At 67.2% G+C, this 16,090-nt stretch carries 23 protein-coding genes; 9 read left to right on the top strand and 14 right to left on the bottom strand.

The window, feature by feature from the left end; all coding sequences use genetic code 11:
- The first annotated feature begins 521 nt into the window (after positions 1–521).
- Positions 522–920 carry a four-helix bundle copper-binding protein gene (locus ACOZBP_RS04355; protein WP_008261099.1) on the top strand — a complete coding sequence of 133 codons (399 nt, stop codon included), beginning with the start codon at positions 522–524 and terminating at the stop codon, positions 918–920.
- A gap of 40 nt (positions 921–960) precedes the next feature.
- On the opposite strand, the gene ACOZBP_RS04350 is transcribed toward ACOZBP_RS04355, so the two are convergent.
- Complete coding sequence (locus ACOZBP_RS04350) at positions 961–1,365, bottom strand: MerR family transcriptional regulator (RefSeq protein WP_040349355.1); 405 nt, start codon at positions 1,363–1,365, stop codon at positions 961–963.
- Positions 1,366–1,427: 62 nt separating this feature from the next.
- On the opposite strand from ACOZBP_RS04350, the gene ACOZBP_RS04345 reads away from it, so the two are divergent.
- The 3 genes from ACOZBP_RS04345 to ACOZBP_RS04335 are packed head-to-tail and all read left to right on the top strand — an operon-like array spanning position 1,428 to position 2,424.
- Positions 1,428–1,814, top strand: coding sequence for an MFS transporter permease (locus ACOZBP_RS04345; protein ID WP_419756323.1), 387 nt, complete (start codon positions 1,428–1,430; stop codon positions 1,812–1,814).
- A complete protein-coding gene (locus ACOZBP_RS04340; protein WP_083793340.1) occupies positions 1,811–2,029 on the top strand; it encodes a GDCCVxC domain-containing (seleno)protein in 219 nt (72 codons plus the stop codon). The genes ACOZBP_RS04345 and ACOZBP_RS04340 overlap by 4 nt, the downstream gene beginning before the upstream one ends.
- Before the next feature lie 35 nt (positions 2,030–2,064).
- A complete protein-coding gene (locus tag ACOZBP_RS04335; protein ID WP_419756322.1) occupies positions 2,065–2,424 on the top strand; it encodes a bleomycin resistance protein in 360 nt (119 codons plus the stop codon).
- A 52-nt stretch (positions 2,425–2,476) separates the two neighbouring features.
- Here the strand turns inward: ACOZBP_RS04335 and ACOZBP_RS04330 are convergent, their stop codons facing one another.
- The 7 genes from ACOZBP_RS04330 to ACOZBP_RS04300 form a co-directional block, all read right to left on the bottom strand.
- Positions 2,477–2,701, bottom strand: a complete 225-nt coding sequence (locus ACOZBP_RS04330) for an ammonium transporter family protein (RefSeq protein ID WP_419756321.1) — start codon at positions 2,699–2,701, stop codon at positions 2,477–2,479.
- A 10-nt stretch (positions 2,702–2,711) separates the two neighbouring features.
- Complete coding sequence (locus tag ACOZBP_RS04325) at positions 2,712–3,098, bottom strand: copper resistance CopC family protein (protein ID WP_278069300.1); 387 nt, start codon at positions 3,096–3,098, stop codon at positions 2,712–2,714.
- Between the two features lie 17 nt (positions 3,099–3,115).
- Positions 3,116–4,309: a copper resistance protein B gene (locus ACOZBP_RS04320; protein ID WP_419756320.1), complete on the bottom strand. Its 1,194-nt coding sequence runs from the start codon at positions 4,307–4,309 to the stop codon at positions 3,116–3,118.
- Entirely contained in the window at positions 4,306–6,117 is a 1,812-nt protein-coding gene (locus tag ACOZBP_RS04315) for a copper resistance system multicopper oxidase (RefSeq protein WP_008264371.1), read from the bottom strand. The genes ACOZBP_RS04320 and ACOZBP_RS04315 overlap by 4 nt, the downstream gene beginning before the upstream one ends.
- A 128-nt stretch (positions 6,118–6,245) precedes the next feature.
- The gene (locus ACOZBP_RS04310; protein ID WP_008260971.1) at positions 6,246–6,815 is read right to left on the bottom strand and encodes an RNA polymerase sigma factor; all 570 of its coding nucleotides are present in this window, start codon (positions 6,813–6,815) and stop codon (positions 6,246–6,248) included.
- A gap of 9 nt (positions 6,816–6,824) precedes the next feature.
- A complete protein-coding gene (locus ACOZBP_RS04305) occupies positions 6,825–7,265 on the bottom strand; it encodes a Spy/CpxP family protein refolding chaperone (protein WP_008264166.1) in 441 nt (146 codons plus the stop codon).
- Positions 7,262–7,540: a hypothetical protein gene (locus ACOZBP_RS04300; RefSeq protein ID WP_040349357.1), complete on the bottom strand. Its 279-nt coding sequence runs from the start codon at positions 7,538–7,540 to the stop codon at positions 7,262–7,264. Before ACOZBP_RS04300 ends, ACOZBP_RS04305 begins: the two co-directional genes overlap by 4 nt.
- Before the next feature lie 128 nt (positions 7,541–7,668).
- Here ACOZBP_RS04300 and ACOZBP_RS04295 point away from each other — a divergent pair, with 128 nt between their 5' ends.
- The 3 genes from ACOZBP_RS04295 to ACOZBP_RS04285 are packed head-to-tail and all read left to right on the top strand — an operon-like array spanning position 7,669 to position 9,837.
- Complete coding sequence (locus tag ACOZBP_RS04295; RefSeq protein ID WP_422675199.1) at positions 7,669–8,823, top strand: acyltransferase family protein; 1,155 nt, start codon at positions 7,669–7,671, stop codon at positions 8,821–8,823.
- Positions 8,820–9,296, top strand: coding sequence for a DUF411 domain-containing protein (locus ACOZBP_RS04290; protein WP_084375403.1), 477 nt, complete (start codon positions 8,820–8,822; stop codon positions 9,294–9,296). Before ACOZBP_RS04295 ends, ACOZBP_RS04290 begins: the two co-directional genes overlap by 4 nt.
- Positions 9,297–9,345: 49 nt before the next feature.
- A complete protein-coding gene (locus ACOZBP_RS04285; RefSeq protein ID WP_419756318.1) occupies positions 9,346–9,837 on the top strand; it encodes a YybH family protein in 492 nt (163 codons plus the stop codon).
- A gap of 98 nt (positions 9,838–9,935) precedes the next feature.
- Here ACOZBP_RS04285 and ACOZBP_RS04280 read toward each other — a convergent pair whose 3' ends face one another.
- The 6 genes from ACOZBP_RS04280 to ACOZBP_RS04255 all read right to left on the bottom strand — a co-directional run bounded on the left by ACOZBP_RS04280 (position 9,936) and on the right by ACOZBP_RS04255 (position 14,921).
- Positions 9,936–10,082: a hypothetical protein gene (locus ACOZBP_RS04280; RefSeq protein ID WP_164952583.1), complete on the bottom strand. Its 147-nt coding sequence runs from the start codon at positions 10,080–10,082 to the stop codon at positions 9,936–9,938.
- Between the two features lie 48 nt (positions 10,083–10,130).
- Entirely contained in the window at positions 10,131–10,463 is a 333-nt protein-coding gene (locus ACOZBP_RS04275; protein WP_040349358.1) for a hypothetical protein, read from the bottom strand.
- A gap of 62 nt (positions 10,464–10,525) precedes the next feature.
- Positions 10,526–11,440 carry a copper homeostasis membrane protein CopD gene (copD, locus tag ACOZBP_RS04270; protein ID WP_422675198.1) on the bottom strand — a complete coding sequence of 305 codons (915 nt, stop codon included), beginning with the start codon at positions 11,438–11,440 and terminating at the stop codon, positions 10,526–10,528.
- A gap of 4 nt (positions 11,441–11,444) precedes the next feature.
- Complete coding sequence (copC, locus tag ACOZBP_RS04265) at positions 11,445–11,807, bottom strand: copper homeostasis periplasmic binding protein CopC (protein ID WP_008260662.1); 363 nt, start codon at positions 11,805–11,807, stop codon at positions 11,445–11,447.
- 117 nt (positions 11,808–11,924) lie between these two features.
- Complete coding sequence (locus tag ACOZBP_RS04260; RefSeq protein ID WP_040349973.1) at positions 11,925–12,404, bottom strand: DUF305 domain-containing protein; 480 nt, start codon at positions 12,402–12,404, stop codon at positions 11,925–11,927.
- Between the two features lie 162 nt (positions 12,405–12,566).
- The gene (locus ACOZBP_RS04255; protein WP_040349359.1) at positions 12,567–14,921 is read right to left on the bottom strand and encodes a heavy metal translocating P-type ATPase; all 2,355 of its coding nucleotides are present in this window, start codon (positions 14,919–14,921) and stop codon (positions 12,567–12,569) included.
- Positions 14,922–15,023: 102 nt separating this feature from the next.
- Between ACOZBP_RS04255 and ACOZBP_RS04250 the strand changes: the two genes are divergently transcribed.
- Together ACOZBP_RS04250 and ACOZBP_RS04245 are read left to right on the top strand one after the other, a co-directional pair.
- Positions 15,024–15,299 carry a metal-sensitive transcriptional regulator gene (locus ACOZBP_RS04250; protein ID WP_040349360.1) on the top strand — a complete coding sequence of 92 codons (276 nt, stop codon included), beginning with the start codon at positions 15,024–15,026 and terminating at the stop codon, positions 15,297–15,299.
- A gap of 57 nt (positions 15,300–15,356) precedes the next feature.
- The gene (locus ACOZBP_RS04245; RefSeq protein WP_008259726.1) at positions 15,357–15,782 is read left to right on the top strand and encodes a DUF305 domain-containing protein; all 426 of its coding nucleotides are present in this window, start codon (positions 15,357–15,359) and stop codon (positions 15,780–15,782) included.
- Positions 15,783–16,090: the final 308 nt, after the last annotated feature.

The raw sequence follows: 16,090 nt of genomic DNA, 5'->3' as shown, positions 1-16,090 counted from the left end.
CCCGCCGACGCTTGCGGGGCCCCGAAGGCGCCAAAAACTGCATGTGAGCGGCAACGGCCTCCGCCCGGCCGTATAAGGCGCAACACGGCGCGCGCGACCAACAGGCTGACTTTTCGCGCGGGCCCGCTCGCGAAGACGAGCCTTCGGCCCTCGAGGGCAGCGAGGACGAGGCCGGCCCGGCGCGCCCGGGCCGACGCATTACGTCCCTGGCTCAAGACCAGCGCCTCTCTGTTCCGGAGCCCGCCGACCCCACAATCTCGGTTGCGCCGCCGATTGTAGATGAACTCGCGGGCAAGTGCGGAGATCCAAATCGCAAGCGGTTCAGTGATCCGTGGTCGAATGCATGTGAGCTTGAGGTCGCCGGCCGGCCCCTGATGTCCGGTCCACCGCATTTCCACATGATCTCGGCTCGGCGAAGTACGGGTTTGACGAGGTCGGGAGGCGTCGCCGTTCGGAACATCGTCCCGGCGCCGGGGTTGGATCCCGATCACCCGAGGGAGCCTCCGATGCAAATCCAACCAATGATCAGCACCCACCCCGACGTACGCGGCAGCGTGAACGACAGCCTCATTCGCGCGATCGAAGCGGGCTACGGCTGCGCCGCCGTATGCCGCATCTGCGCTGACGCCTGCCTGGCCGAGGAGATGGTCAGGGACCTGACCCAGTGCATCCGGCTCGATCTCGACTGCGCCGATGTCTGTCTGGCTACGGCCGGGCTCGCCGTGCGGCGCGCCGGCAGCAACGAGGCCTTGATCAAGCGCATGCTCGAGACCTGCGCCGAGGCTTGCGCCGACTGCGCCATCGAGTGCGAGAAGCACGCCGAGATGCACGAGCATTGCCGTATCTGCGCCGAAGAATGCCGGCGTTGCGAAGATGCTTGCCGCGAGGCGGCCGCGTCGATCAGGCCTTCACGGCACTGAGGCTGACCGCTGTCATCGGCACAGGGTCGTAGCTTCGACGCTAGCTCGAGCCCAGCTCATCAATCACCGGGCACCTAACCCGTCCGCCTTCACTGCAGTCGGCCACAGCCTGCCTCAGCACTTTCCGTAGCCTCTGCAGATCCTCGATCTTGGCGTCCACGCTGGCGATGTGGTCTTGGGCCATGTCGCGGACTTCGCAGCACGCCTGAACGCCCGGCTCGCTCAGCGCGATCAGGCGCCGAATGGCGTCGATGCCGAAGCCCAGTTCGCGCGACCGGCGGATGAAGCGCAGACGCTGGGCGTGTTCCGGCTCATAGCTGCGGTGGCCGCCCTCGGTCCGGGCCGGCGCGGGCATCAGCCCGATACGTTCGTAGTAGCGCACCGTTTCCAGGTTCACCCCGGCGCTGTCAGCGAGGCGCCCGATCGTCAAACTTCGTGCGGACATGGCTCTTGATCCCGTAGCGGCTACGGGTTGTAGCCTGTAGCAGAAATCGAACGGGAGGTCCTATGGCCATCGATTACGACCGGCCCCGCATGCCCGAGGTCGCCATCAGCGCCTCGGCCGCCCTCGGCGGTGTCGCCTCGGTGTTCGCCTGGGCCGCGTGCTGCGTGTTGCCTCTGGCTCTGTCCGTGGCGGGCGTATCCTTCGCCGGCGCCGCGGTCATCGCGGGTGCGCGGAACTGGCTGACGCTTCTGGCCGCCGTCATCCTGGCCGCGGGCTGGCTGCTGCATTGGCGTCGCCTGCGGATGTGTCGGAAAGACGGGGCCTGCCGCCACCCTTCGCGGCTCGCCTTCTGGCTGCTGGTGATCGCCAGTCTGCTGATCGTCCTTTCCATGGCCTGGCAGCCGTACATCGAGCCGTGGGTCATGCCGCGACTGGCGGCCATGCGATGACCCGGGCCATCGTTCTAGACTCGACGCTGACCTGCCCGGATTGCGGTCATGTTGCGACGGAGACCATGCCCACCGACGCCTGCATCTGGTTTTACGATTGTCTCGGCTGCGGCGTGAAGCTGAAGCCCCTACCCGGCGACTGCTGCGTGTTCTGCTCCTATGCCGACGTGCCGTGTCCGCCGATCCAGGTAGATGGCAAGGGGTGTTGCAGCTAGGCTACGGCGGCATTGCTGCATTCCCGGAGTTCGCCGTGACCGACCACGCCACGCCCAACCTACCGTCGCGGGATTTCGAAGTTACGTCCCAGTTCTACACTCGACTGGGCTTCGACCAGGACTGGCGCGACAAAGGCTGGATGATCCTGAAAAGAGGCGGTTTGACGCTGGAGTTCTTCCCGCATCCGGACGTGGATCCGCTGACCAGCAACTTCGGCTGCTGCCTGCGGCTGGACGACCTGGACGGGTTTTACGCAGGGTGCGTCGTTTCAGGATTGCCGGAAACCAGCTGGGGCCACCCCCGCCTGCACGCGCCGAAGCTTGAGGAGTCGGGACTGCGGATCGGCGCGCTCATCGACCCGGACGGAAACTTGATCCGCCTTATCCAGAACTGAGGCGTCCGGCGGCTCCCCCACGGGAAACCGCCGGAAACCATCGATGCGACGATCAGTTGTGGTCGGCGTGGCCCTGAGGCGCGGGCGTATCCGACGGCGCCGGGGCGGGCGGCGTCGGCTCGGGCGGGGCGGGCTCGGTCTTCATCTCGTCGCAGCAGCTCATGGCGGCGTCCGCGGCCATGTCCTTGCAGCACTCGCAGCCCTCGGCGGCGAGGGCCGCGCCGGCGCTCAGGGTCACGATCGCGCCGGCGGCGGCCAGCAGGTTGGAAACTTTCATCGTCGTTCTCCTAGTGAATCATGAAGCTGACGGAGCCGGACATCTTGTGACCGTCCGGGCCTTCGGCGGTCCAGGCGGCAGTGTAGGTGCCCGGCGCGAGGCGCGGAAGAGCCACGCCGACGGTGGCGGCGGCCGGTGCGGCGGGGACAGTGACGTCGACCGGAGCCTGCCCCTCGGCGGAGAGGGCGACGGTCTTGAGGACCATGGCGTGGGGGAAGGTGACGCTGAACCGCTCGGGCGACCCCTGGGTCATCGCGCCATTCGCAGGGACGGTCGTGATGCCAGATTGGGGCACAGCGGCCTGGGCCGGCATAGCGTGACCCGCATGCGGGTCCTGGGCGGCGGCGGCGCCAGCGAACGCGAGGGCGGCGGTGACAACGAGAGTGCGGATCATCATGGGGTGGTCTCCTTCGGTTAGAACCAGGCCTTGAGGCCGACGACGAAGCGGGTGTCGTCGGTCTCGCCGCCTCGGGCCTCGATGTAGTCGGCGGTATCGCCGAACGCGCGGCTCCACTCGATGCCGACATAGGGGGCGAACTCCTTGCGGAATTCGTAGCGCAGTCGCAGGCCCGCCTCGATCGAGGACAGGCCCGAACCGATCTCCAGTTCCGGAATGTCGCTGGCTGAAGCGTCGATTTCGAGGCGGGGCTGAAGGATCAGGCGCTGGGTGATGCGCTGGTCGTATTCGGCCTCGACGCGGGCGGTCAGGTCGCCGTCGGTCGACAGGAAGGCGGCGGCGTCGACTTCCCACCAATGGGGCGCCAGGCCCTGCAGGCCGAGGACCAGATGCGTGGTGTCCTCGCCGTCGGGCCGGAAGTCCTGACGCACGCCGGCCTGAACGTCCCAGAAGGGCGTGACCGCGCGGCTGTAGAGCGCCTGGACTTCAGCCTCCTCGAGCTCGCCGCCGAAGTCGCCTTCGCCCTCGGACTTCCACCAGAAGCGATTGATGTCGCCGCCCGTCCAGCCCTGGACGTCCCAGAGGTAGGTCTCGCCGTCGTCGCCGAAGCCGGCTTCGAGGCGATCGAGAATGACGGCCGTGGTGCGGACGTCGCCGTTTTCGTGAATCAGGGTCCGGCGAGAGGCGGCCATGGCCTCGGCGCCGAAGACGAGATCGGCGGCGTGGGCAGGGCCGGCCAGGGCGGCGGCCGGGAGCGGGTCCTCCGGAGGACGGCCGGGATTGTCGGCGCTGGTCGCCACATCGGGCGGCCCCATGCTCATGGTCGACATGTCATGCCCGGCGTGAGGGTCGGTCTGCGCGGGCGACATGGCCGACATGTCGTGGCCCGCGTGCGGATCAGCCTGGCCGGGCGTCGCCGCCGGCATCTGGTGTCCCGCGTGCGGGTCTACGGGCGCGGGCTGCGCCGGCATCTGGTGGCCTGCATGCGGATCCGCGGCGGGCGGCGTCTGCGCGGGCGGCATGACGTGACCGGCGTGCGGATCCTGCGCCGGTCGGGCCGGCGCCTGTGGCGTGGGCCGCGGTGCTGGCGCGGGGCGTGTCGGCGCCGCGGTCGCCGGCATAGTGTGGCCCGTGTGAGTGTCCTGGGCCTGGGCGCTGAAGGCGCTGACGGCGAGCACCAGCGGGGCGAGGGCGACGGCGAGGCGGCTCATGACGCGGCTCCGTCCATGGGCCGCACCGTCACAACATTGAACATGCCGGCGTGCATGTGCATCAGCATGTGGCAGTGGAAGGCCCAGTCGCCGGGCGCGTCGGCGGTCAGATCGAAGGTCACCTTGCCGCCGGGCGCGACGTTGACCGTATGCTTGAGGGGCTGGTGACCGGTGGGTCCGCCGGTCACCAGTTCAAAGAAATGACCATGCAGATGGATCGGGTGGGCCATCATGGTGTCGTTGACCAGGGTCACCCGCACCCGCTCGTTGCGCTCGAAGCGGATCGGTTCGACCAGTTCGCTGAACTTTCGGCCGTCGAAGCCCCACATGAACCGCTCCATGTTGCCTGTCAGGTGGATCTCCATCGTCCGAGACGGGGGGCGCGGGTCCTTGTTCGGCTGGAGCGACACCAGGTCGGTGTAGACGAGGACGCGATGATCGACTGTAGTGAGACCGATCGGACGCTCACCCAGACGGTTGGCGGGATCCATGGCGATCGCATCGACGCCGACGCCCACCGCCATGTCGGGCGGAGCGTTCTCGGGATCGCGCATGTTCATGCCCGACATGGACATCCCGGCCATCTCGCCGGCCGCGGGCGCGTTCTGGGCCGGAGCCGCGTGGTCCATGCCGGCCATCGCGCCATGATCCATACCGGACATGTCGGCCATCGCGCCGTGATCCATTCCGCCCATGCCCATGTCGCGCATGGTGAGGTTCGGGACCTCTCGCAGGGGAGGGACCTCGGCGGTCATGCCCAGGCGCGGCGCCAGGGTCGCCCGGCCCATGCCGGACCGGTCGATGGCTTCGGAGACGATGGTGTAGGCGCGGTCCTCGGTCGGCTGGACGATGACGTCGTAGGTCTCGGCGACCGAAATCTGGAACTCGTCCGTCTCGACCGGGCGCACGTTCTCGCCGTCGGCCTGCACCACGGTCATCGGCAAGCCCGGGATGCGAACGTTGAAGATGGACATGGCCGACGCGTTGATGATGCGCAGCCGCACCCGCTCGCCGGGCCGGAACAGGCCGGTCCAGTTCTCCTGCGGTCCATGGCCGTTGATCAGATAGGTGTAGGTCGACCCGCTGACGTCGAGGATGTCGCGCGGGTCCATCCGCATCTGGCCCCACATGCGCCGTTCCTCCAGGCTCATGCGGTCGCTGCCGTCCATGAGCCCCGCCAGCGTGGTGCGCTGCTGGTTGAAGTAACCCGGGCTCTTCTTCAGCTTGGCCAGGATTTCGTGCGGATGCATGAAACTCCAGTCCGACAGGACCAGCACATGCTCGCGGTCGTAGGCGACCGGATCGGCGCCCGCCGGGTCGATCACGATTGGGCCGTAGTGACCCATCGCCTCCTGTAGGCCAGAGTGACTGTGATACCAGAAGGTGCCCGACTGCTTGATCGGGAACTCGTAGACGAAGGTCTCACGGGCCTTGATGCCGGGGAAGCTGATGCCAGGAACACCATCCATCTGGAACGGGACGAGCAGGCCGTGCCAGTGGATTGAGGTGTCCTCGTCCAGCGTATTGGTCACCGCTAGCCGGACGTTCTGGCCTTCTCTAAGGCGTAGCAGCGGCGCCGGCAGAACGCCGTTGATGGTCACCGCATGGCCGGTGCGGCCGCCCACGGTGAAGGGCGTGTGTCCGACGGTCAGGTCGATGTTCGGTCCCGTCAGCGTCGGAAGATCCGCCCGCAGTCCCGCCGATCCGGTTTGCGCCCAGGCGGGGAGCAGACCCTGCAGGCCCAGCAGCCCGCCGCCGGCGGCTGCGCCACGGAGAAGCGTTCGGCGATCGAGGCGGGGCGTGGACATAGGCGAGAAATTCCTTGGTCGGGCTATTCAGCCGTTCGTTCAGATACGCGGCCGGGCGGCGTATCCCTCGCGTCAGGATGCCGCAGACGTCGGGATTGCAGCTTGTGCATCTTCCCATCAGGGCAAGGTCAAGCGTTTCCGCCGGAAGCTTGGGCCAAAGCCGCCGTCAAGGTCTTGCGGGCGCGGGCGACGCGGGTCTCGACCGCCTTGGGCGTAATACCGAGGATCGAGGCGATCTCGGCGTGAGACCGTCCCTCGAGCGTGGCGAGCAGAAGCGGCCCCTTCAGGGCGTCGGGAAGGTCCCGCAAGGCGCGTTGCAGAGCTTCGGCCCTGCGCTGATCGTCCAGCCGTGTCTCGGGTGACGGCGCATCGTCGCCCACCGCCGCCGCCTCGGGCGCCTCCAGGCCCATGACGCCGCGCACAACCCGGCGGACCGCGCGCCGCCGGCCCCAGTCTCGACATTTGTTGAGGGCGATGGAGCGAAGCCAGACGTCGAACGGCCGCGCCGGATCATACCGCCGCAGGGCGAGCCAGGCGGACGCATAGCTTTCCTGAAGCACGTCATGCGCTTCGGACTCGTCGCCGACATAGCGGCGCACGAACCGGTAGAGATCGGCCTTTGTGGCGGCCATCAAGGCGGTGAAGGCGGCCCGGTCTCCGGTCGCCGCACGGGCCTCGATGCTCTGCTCAGCACACACGCGCGCCGCTTAGCCGGCGTCGTCGTGCAGGGCCTCGACGACCGCGGCGTCGAACACCTCGGCCTGCGCCGGGGTCAGGACGGATCGCATCTCGAACACATGGGTGATTGTCGCCTTCTGCAGATCGCCCATGGCGGCGTGGAAATGATCGACCGCGGCCTGGACCTGGGGCGTGTCGCCGTCACTGGCGGCGATGGCGGCCGCCAGTTCGCGATTGGCCGCGCGCACTTCCGCTTCGAGCGCCGGCCGCAGAGCGGCGAACCGGGCTTCGACCACGTCGAGCCGTCGATCCTGCTCAGGGCTCAGGTCGAGTTTCTCATGGACGACGCTGTGCAGGCTTGGCGGCTGCCGCTCCCGCATGACCCAGGTCGCGCTCGCCCAGGTCGCCGCGCCGCTGGCCAGCGCGGCCAGGATGGCCGTGATGACGATCGACTTCCAGGAGGCTCTCATCCCCGAACGTCCAGGCCGGAGAGAGGCGACAAGCCCGCCGAGACGGTGAAAATCCGCATCTCGGACGGCTCCGGCCGTGGAGCCATGAGCATCAGCCCTCCGTTCGCGACGCCGATCACCAGAGCGAGCGCAACGGCGGCGACCCGGACCTGACCCATGCGGGCGCGCTCCCTGCGTTCGCCGATCCGCACCCAGACCGCGTCTTCCATGCCGACCAGCCGGCCGGCGTCGCCCGGCCCGACCGCTGCGATCAGTTCATTCATGTCGTCAGTCATTGCGCACCTGCGTCACGCCCCATCTGCCATACGCGCCAGCCTTCCGGTCCCCTCACGAGGGGACGAGCCGTCGCCCGCGTAGATACCAGAGAACGACCGGGACGCGCCCTGTCGTCCGGGGAAAAGACGTGAGCGACAGATCAGGGCCCACGCGGGTTCCATTCCCCGACGTGCTCGATCAACTCACGGGCGTGAGGTTCTTTCTCGCCCTCGGCGTCGTGCTGTTTCACTTCCAGCTCTACTGGACGCTCCCGGCGGAGAGCGCGGGCTTGCTGAACCGCGCGCGCCTGGGCGTGGATGTCTTCTTCATCCTGTCGGGCTTCATCCTGACCCACGTCTACCTGCAGGGAGACCGGGCCCCGAACTACGGTCGATTCCTGGCGGCGCGCCTCGCCCGGATATATCCGGCTCACCTGTTCATCCTCCTGGCCATGCTTGGGCTGGTGCTGATCGCGCCTGTGTTCGGTGTCGGGCTGGAGCCTGGCCGGTTCAATCCCGTCGACTTCGCGGGCACCCTTCTGCTCGTCCAGGCGTGGTTCCCGCGAGAGAGCATGGCGCTCTGGAACGGACCGGCCTGGTCGCTGTCGGCGGAGTGGTTCGCCTATCTGGCCTTCCCCGCCTATGCCGCCCTCGCGCTCCGGCTGCGGGCCAGGCCGTGGGTCCTGATCGCCCTCGCCATGCTGTTGTTCGTTGCCCTTGACGCCTTCTACCGCGCCTGGTTCGGCCGGATGTTGCCTCGGGCTGAGGACAGCCTCGGGATCCTGCGCATCATTCCCGAATTCCTCTACGGCATTGGCCTCTACTATCTCGGTCAGCGCTGGACGCCTTCGCCGCGAATGTCCCTCATGGGCGCCCTGGTCGCCACGACCCTGCTGCTGACGCTCATGCAGATCGGCGCCGACGACCGGGTCATCGTGGCGGCGGCCGGTCCCTTCATCCTGTCGCTCGCCCTGTTGGCCAAGGCTCCGGTCCGGACCTTCCTGTCTCACCCCGTCCTTCTGTTCGCCGGCGAAGCGTCGTTCGCCCTCTATCTCGTCCACATCCCCATCCTGATGGTGTGGCGCAATGCGGCGCAGGCGTTCTCCGGCTGGGGTGCGGACTATCGAATGGGCCTGGTCGAACTGGCCGCCATGCTTGTGTTGACGCTCGCCGCCGCGGCCGCCATCCATGTCTTCGTCGAGCAGCCTGGCCGACGGTGGTTGCGGGCGCGGCTGGCGCCGCAGCGCGCCGACCCTGTCGAGGCGCAGCGATCCGTCCACAGCGATCAGGGAGAACCCTTTTGAATCCCGCCAATCTGAACCGTCGTCTACTCATGGGCGCGGCCGTCTTCATCGGCATGGGCGGGTCCGCCTGCGCCCAGACCCGTCCGTCCAGAAACCTCACGGTCTTCAAGACGCCCACCTGCGCCTGCTGCGATGCTTGGATCGCGCACATGCGCCAGGCGGGCTTCACCACCACCATCACCGTCCTTCCAAGCCTTCAATCGGTCCGGAGCAGCCGGGGCATGCCGGACGCGCTCGCCTCCTGTCATACCGGTCTGATCGATGGCTATCTGGTCGAGGGTCATGTGCCGGCCCCGGACGTCATTCGACTGCTGACCGAGAGACCGGCGGCGGTGGGCGTCGCGGTCCCGGGCATGCCGCTCGGTTCGCCCGGCATGGAGACGCCGCAGGGGCGCAAGGAGCCCTACGACACCCTGCTGGTGCTTCGCTCGGGCGCGACCCGCGTGTTCGCCCGCCACAACCCGCCGGCCTGACGCAGATCGCGCTCAGCCCGTTCAGATCACCCACAATCCGGAGTTCGCCATGTCCCGCACCTCTCTCGCCCTCGTCCTGTCGCTCGCCGTTCTTTCGGCGACACCCGCCTTCGCCCAGGACCACGCCCACGGGCATGCCCAAGCCGCCGGCTCGGTCGCCGCGGAAGCTGCGGACGCGGCGGCGGCCGTCGACGCCTTTCACGTCGCCCTGAAGGCCGGCGACACGGCCGTCGCCCTGGCAATTATGGCGCCGGATGTGATGATCTTCGAGGAGGGTGGCGCGGAGCGATCGCGCGACGAGTATGCGTCCCATCACCTGGGCTCGGACGCCGCCTTCGCCGCCGCCTCTGAAGCGACGGTGACGCGCAGATCGGGATGGGCCGATGGGGACATCGCCTGGATCGCCAGCGAAGGCCGCACCACGGGCCAATTCAACGGCCGTGCCGTGGACCGCCTGACGACCGAAACCATGGTCCTCAAACGCCATGCCGACGGCTGGCGCATCCACCACATTCACTGGTCGTCGCGCGCGCCCGGCTGACGCTCAGGCCCGCGCCAGCGGGTCGCCGGCCCTGCGACGTCGGTGAGGAACATCGAGAAGACGCCCGCCCTCGCGGGCGGGCGTCCCCGATCATACGATCAGCAGCAGGTGCAGGCTTCCGCGCAGGCTGCGATAGCGTCGCAGCAAGCGCATACGGCCTGCGCCACGGCGTCCGGCGCGGCCGCGAAGGCGGCTGAACCGGAAGCCAGCAGCACCAGGGCTGCGAGGGTGAGAGTGCGTTTCATGGTTTTGATCTCTGTTTGATTGAATGAGTTCGGTCATCTTCAACAGGATCAGCGTCGTGGGGGCGGGTCGTCCGCCTCCACGGTGAAATCGGCATGCCGCGCATCAAGGGATGGATAGAGGACAGACGCATAGACCCGTGCGGGGGTGGATTCACCGCCCTGGGGGACAAGGCCCTGGCAGATGGCCAGACACGCCTTATGGCATGAGATCCTGACGGTCTTCGGCTCGCACGGGACGCCGTCGCCGCTCATCGACATGGACGCCATATCCGGATCGACCGGAGCTTCGCAGGCGATCGAAGCGGTGGACACGAACAGCATGGCAAACGCCGCGAGCAGCGCGGTCGTCAGTCGGACGAGGTCATGACGCAGGAACGGCATTGTCTGATCATACTTCAACGGTCGGCGGAGCGACGATCTCATTTTGATCATTGCAATCGAGCCTACAGAGACGCCGGGGGCGGCAGGGTTCCCATGACCGCCACGACGCCGATCAGGGCGAGTCCCAGACCCGTTTCGATCAACAGGCTGCGCCGGAGCGCGCTCATGGCGGCGACGGAGGGTTGGCCCGTCTCCAGCGCAGAGCCCAGTGTCGGCGTCAGCCGGAACCGGTTGCTCGCCGCCAGCGCAAGCATCAAACCGAAGAGGACGAGCTTGGCGACCAGAAGCTGGCCGTAGAGGTTGCCCGCGATCGACGCCACGCGCTCGGGACCGATCAGGAACCAGCTGTTCACGAGACCGGTCAGCACCAGCAACAGGACCGCGAGCGTTCCAAGGCCGGCGAAGCCATGCAGGGCGCGATGGATTGCAAGGTCGTCCGGACCGGCTCGGCGCAGAAGCAGGGCCGTCAACGCCGCCAGGGCGCCCAGCCACAAGGCCGCTGCCACCGCGTGAATGATGTTGGCGACAAGATGGAGGGGCCCGCCAGGGCCCTCGGTGGCCGCGCCGTGACCCGTCCACGCGAAGCTGGCGGCCACCATCAGACCCAAGGCGGCCGTCACGCTCCAGAGCGCGCGACCGGGTTTCAGGGCGATCAAGGCGACGAGCCCAAGCAAGGCGGCGGCGGCCCGCACGACCATCGCCATGCCCAGGGCCGTGCCGGTGACCATGAAGGACAGGGACGCGGGTTTGACGGCTTCGCCCAGCGACCCCGCCATGACGGCCGTCTGTGCCACCAGGGCGGCGAGCGAGCCGAGCGCGACGATGATCGCGGCGAGGCGCAATGTCGGTCGCGACCATTCCAGGTTCGGCGCGTCGGCGTCTTTGAAGCTGTAGAGAAGGAACAGCGGCGCGCCGAGAAGGACGACGCCGCCGCCGTATTGAAGCCAGCGAAGCGCGATGACCGCGACTTCCAGCACGGCGTCAGCGCACCGTGAAGGCGTAGGATCCCGTCATGCGGTGGCCGTCGCTCGACGCGATACGCCAGTCGACACGGTAGGCGCCGGCGGCCAGCGGGCGAGCCAGCGCGCCCGTGAGGGTCCTGCCGTCCTCGGCCACCGAGGTGCGGATCGCGATCTTCTCCCCCGCCGCATTGACGACGTCGAAGCCGGAAAAGGCGGGAACGCTGCGTTCGCTGAAGGTCAGGGTCAGCGTCCGGGTCGCGGCCACGGTGGAGTCGGGCGCCGGGGTGGCGCTGACCAGGCGAGCGTGGGCCGCCGCCGGTCCGGCGGCGAAGGCCACGACCGCCGCGACGGCGATGAAGGGCGCGGGGTGGAAGTAACGCATACTCAGTCTCCAGACGTTTGGCCGGTCCCGGCCTTCTGCTTCTCTACGCGCCACACGACCGCGTCCCTCATGAAGAGGAAGCGGGCGGCGGCTGAGGCCTTCCCCCGCACGCCGGGGTCAGCGGCGACGCTTCTCGAGGAGCGCCTGCATCTGGGCGATCTCCGCCTGTTGACCACGCACGATGCCGTCGCACAAAGCGATGATCTCCGGATCTGTCAGGGAGGCTTGCTCGCACATCAACACGGCCCCGGAATGGTGCGGGATCATCGATCGCAGGAATTCGTCGTCGCCAACGAACGCCTGGGTGCGCATGCCGATGAAGCTGCCGACGAAGATCACGGCCGCGACCGCGCCAATGGCCAGGTTTGTTTTGCGCGACGGGTACATGGACCGCATGAAGACGAGCATGAGGACCGCCATCGGCGCGACCATCATCAGGGTCATGTAGACGTTGTTCAGGTTGAGATAGAAGTGACCGAGCGTGGCGATCATCGTGTACATGACCAGGTACATGATGACGAAGTCGAGCGCCAACTCCAGGTACAGGCTTCGGTAAGGGCCAAGTCCACGAGCGTTGCCTTGACCGCCGTGGTCCATCTGTTGATGAGACATCGTCCGTATCCTCTTCAGAAATTTCAGTTCGTCATCGCCTGCCGCTGCGAATGCTTGGAGACTGCGGTCAGCGTCTAAATCAATCCGGCCCGTCACAGCCGGTTCCTCCCTTAGGTGGGTGGGCGGACTGTTGATTGCCTATCTTGGCTAAAGCCTCACCGCGCGCAGTCTCAGCGCATTGCCGATGACGCTGACCGAGGAGAGCGCCATTGCGAGCGCCGCAAGGGCAGGCGAGAGAAGCCAGCCGAAGACGGGATAAAGCAGGCCAGCCGCCACGGGGATGCCAAGGGCGTTGTAGCCGAAGGCGAAAACGAGGTTCTGGCGGATGTTGCCCATCACCGCACGGGACAGATGCCGTGCGCGCACGATGCCTTGCAGATCACCGCCCAGCAGCGTGACGCCGGCGCTCTCGATGGCGACGTCCGAACCCGCCCCCATGGCGACGCCGACATCGGCTGCGGCGAGGGCAGGGGCATCGTTGACGCCATCCCCCGCCATGGCGACGATCCGACCCTGCGAACGAAGCTGTTGAACGACAGACGCCTTGTCCTGCGGCAGAACCTCCGCCTGGACTTCGTCGATGCCGAGGCGACGCGCGACCGCTTCGGCCGTCGTCCGGTTGTCCCCGGTCATCATCACCAGCCGCAGACCGGCCGCTTTCAGCGCGAGGATCGCAGCCGGCGTGGTGGCCTTGATGGGATCGGCGATGCCGATGACCCCGGCCGCCTTTCCGTCGATCGCCACGAATATGGCGGTGGCGCCGTCGTGGCGAAGGGCCTCCGCCTTCGGCTCCAGCGCGGAGACGTCGATCGAAAGCTCGCCGAGAAAACGGGTGTTGCCCAGGGCGACCTGGCGGCCCTCAATCGTCCCGCGAACGCCGCGACCGACCGGGCTGTCGAAGTCCACGGCCTCGGTAAGGGGGATGTCCCGGTCCTTGGCTGCCCGGACAATCGCGTCGGCCAACGGATGTTCGCTGCCCCGCTCGAGGCTGGCCGAAAGACGCAAGATGTCGGCTTCAACGAAGCCGAGGGCGGGCAGGATCGCCGTTACCGACGGACGGCCCTCCGTCAGGGTGCCGGTCTTGTCCAGAACGAGAGTGTCGACCTTCTCGAAGCGTTCGAGCGCCTCGGCGTTTTTGATCAGGACGCCGGCGTGGGCGCCACGTCCCACCCCGACCATGATCGAGATCGGCGTCGCCAGACCCAACGCACAGGGACAGGCGATGATGAGCACCGAAACGGCGGCGACCAGGGCGTAGGACAAACGGGGCTCGGGACCGACCAGGCCCCAGACGACGGCGGCGAGCAGGGCGATCGCGATCACCGTGGGAACGAACCATCCGGAGACCGTATCGGCCAGCCGCTGGATCGGGGCGCGACTGCGCTGGGCCTGGGCCACCATCTGGACGATCTGCGACAGCAGGGTGTCGGCGCCCACCTTGTCGGCGCGCATGATGAAGGATCCGGTCTTGTTGAGCGCGCCGGCCACGACGCGGTCGCCGACATCCTTGGTCACCGGCATGGACTCGCCGGTCACCATGGATTCGTCGACAGCGACCCGACCCTCCAGGAGTTCGCCATCGACCGGGATCTTCTCTCCGGGCCTTACCCGCAGGCGGTCGCCGACGGCGATCTGGTCAAGCGAGACATCTTCATCGACGCCGTCCGCCCGGATTCGGCGCGCGGTCTTGGGCGTGAGGTCCAGCAGGGCTCGGATCGCGCCCGACGTCTGTTCGCGGGCGCGCAGTTCCAGAATCTGCCCGACGAGGACCAGCACGGTGATGACCGCCGCCGCCTCGAAATACACCGGCGCGCTTCCGTCGGCCTTCAGGAAGGCGGGCGGGAACAGGGTTGGCGCGACGACGGCCACGACGCTGTAAAGCCATGCCACGCCGACCCCCATGGCGATCAGGGTGAACATATTCAGCCGCCGGGTGCGCAGCGATGTCCAGCCGCGCTCGAAGAAGGGCCAGCCGCACCAGAGAACCACGGGGGTCGCCAAAGCGAACTGGATCCAGTTCGACATCTGGCCCGGGATGAACATGTGGAGATTGGCCAGGTGTCCGCCCATTTCCAGGGCGAAGACCGGCAGGGTCAGGACCAGACCAACCCAAAAGCGTCTGGTGAAGTCGATCAGCTCGTGGTTGGGCGGGGCTTCCGCCGTGACCGTCTCCGGCTCAAGCGCCATGCCGCAGATCGGGCAGGAGCCTGGGCCTTCCTGCCGGATCTCGGGGTGCATCGGGCAGGTGTAGATGGCGCCGGGAACGGCCGGCTCGGCCTCCACGCGAGGGTTCAGGTAACGCATCGGATCGCCGATGAATTTGGTCCGGCACCCCGCCGAGCAGAAGAAATAGTCCTGACCGCCATGACTGGCTCGGTGAGCGGTAGTCGTGAGATCGACCGACTTGCCGCAGACGGGATCCTTGACCGTAGCCGCGCCATCCAAGGCCTTCGCCCCGCAGCAGGCGTGACCCGAGGCATGATTGTGAGGATGCGTGGACATGTCGCTCTCTCCGGCTGACCGAAGGGCTCACATATACCCATGGGGGGTATATCGCAAGATACCCGTCTGGGGTATATGGGGGCGCTCAGGAGGACAGGCCGCATGCAAACCGACACGAAACCCAAAGTCCTCAACAGGCTCAGCCGGATCGAAGGCCAGGTGCGGGGAATCTCCCGCATGGTTGAAGATGACCGGTATTGCGTCGACTTGCTGACCCAACTTCAGGCCGTTCGAGCCGCGCTCCATCGCGTGGAGACCGAAGTGCTACGGGATCACCTCGACCACTGCGTCATGGGCGCCATGACCGGCGACGATCCCGAGGATCGCAAGGCCAAGGCCGGCGAGCTGATCGAGCTCTTGGCGCGGGCCGGACGGTAGAGTTGGCGGAACGAATGGGCCCTCCTGGTCGCTAACTTCGGATCCCAAGGAGCCGTCATGAAACGCATCAGCCTCGTCCTCGCCGCCTGCGCCTTGGCTACGGCCTGTTCCCCGCAAGCCGAAGAGCCCGCCGTAGCCGCGCCTGAGGCCGCCGCAGCGGCGGACGCCCATGGCGGAATGGAGGGCGGCATGGCTGCGCCTGCGCCCGGCGACTCCGTCGCCACCCAAGGCTACAAGGCATCGATGAACACGATGATGGAGGCGATGCCTCCCTTCACCGGGGACGCGGACATCGACTTCATGACGCAGATGCGAGGTCACCACGTCGCAGCCGTCTCGATGGCCCGTGTGGAGCTCGCGCAAGGCAAGGACGCCCAAGCGCGGAACCTGGCCCAGGCGGTGATCTCGGCTCAGGAGCGCGAAATCACCCTGATCGACGCCTGGCTCGCCCAGAAGGGAGCGTCAGCGACTCCCGCCGCCTGATCGCGAGATCAGGGCACCGCGTCCGAGGACCAACGGATGTGCGTAATCCGCCATCTGTCGTCCTCGTGGCGAAAGACCGATCGGCCAGTCCCGCCGTCGTCGAAAATCAGGACGCCGTCGGCCGCAAAGCCAGTGCGGCGTTTGCATTCCGGTCGTCGAGCGCGGCATGACAGGCATCGACGACGCTTGTCGCTATCGCCATACGATCGAGCCGGTAAGCTCGACGACGAACATGCGCATGAGATACAGTGTACGTCCGAGTGATGGTGCAAAGTGGCAAGGCGAATCGAACTCGTTGCATTGCATCT

Origin of the sequence: Brevundimonas sp. NPDC058933, assembly GCF_049315965.1 — a bacterium.
Lineage (GTDB): Bacteria > Pseudomonadota > Alphaproteobacteria > Caulobacterales > Caulobacteraceae > Brevundimonas.
This window is presented reverse-complemented; position numbering and strand designations above follow the sequence as displayed.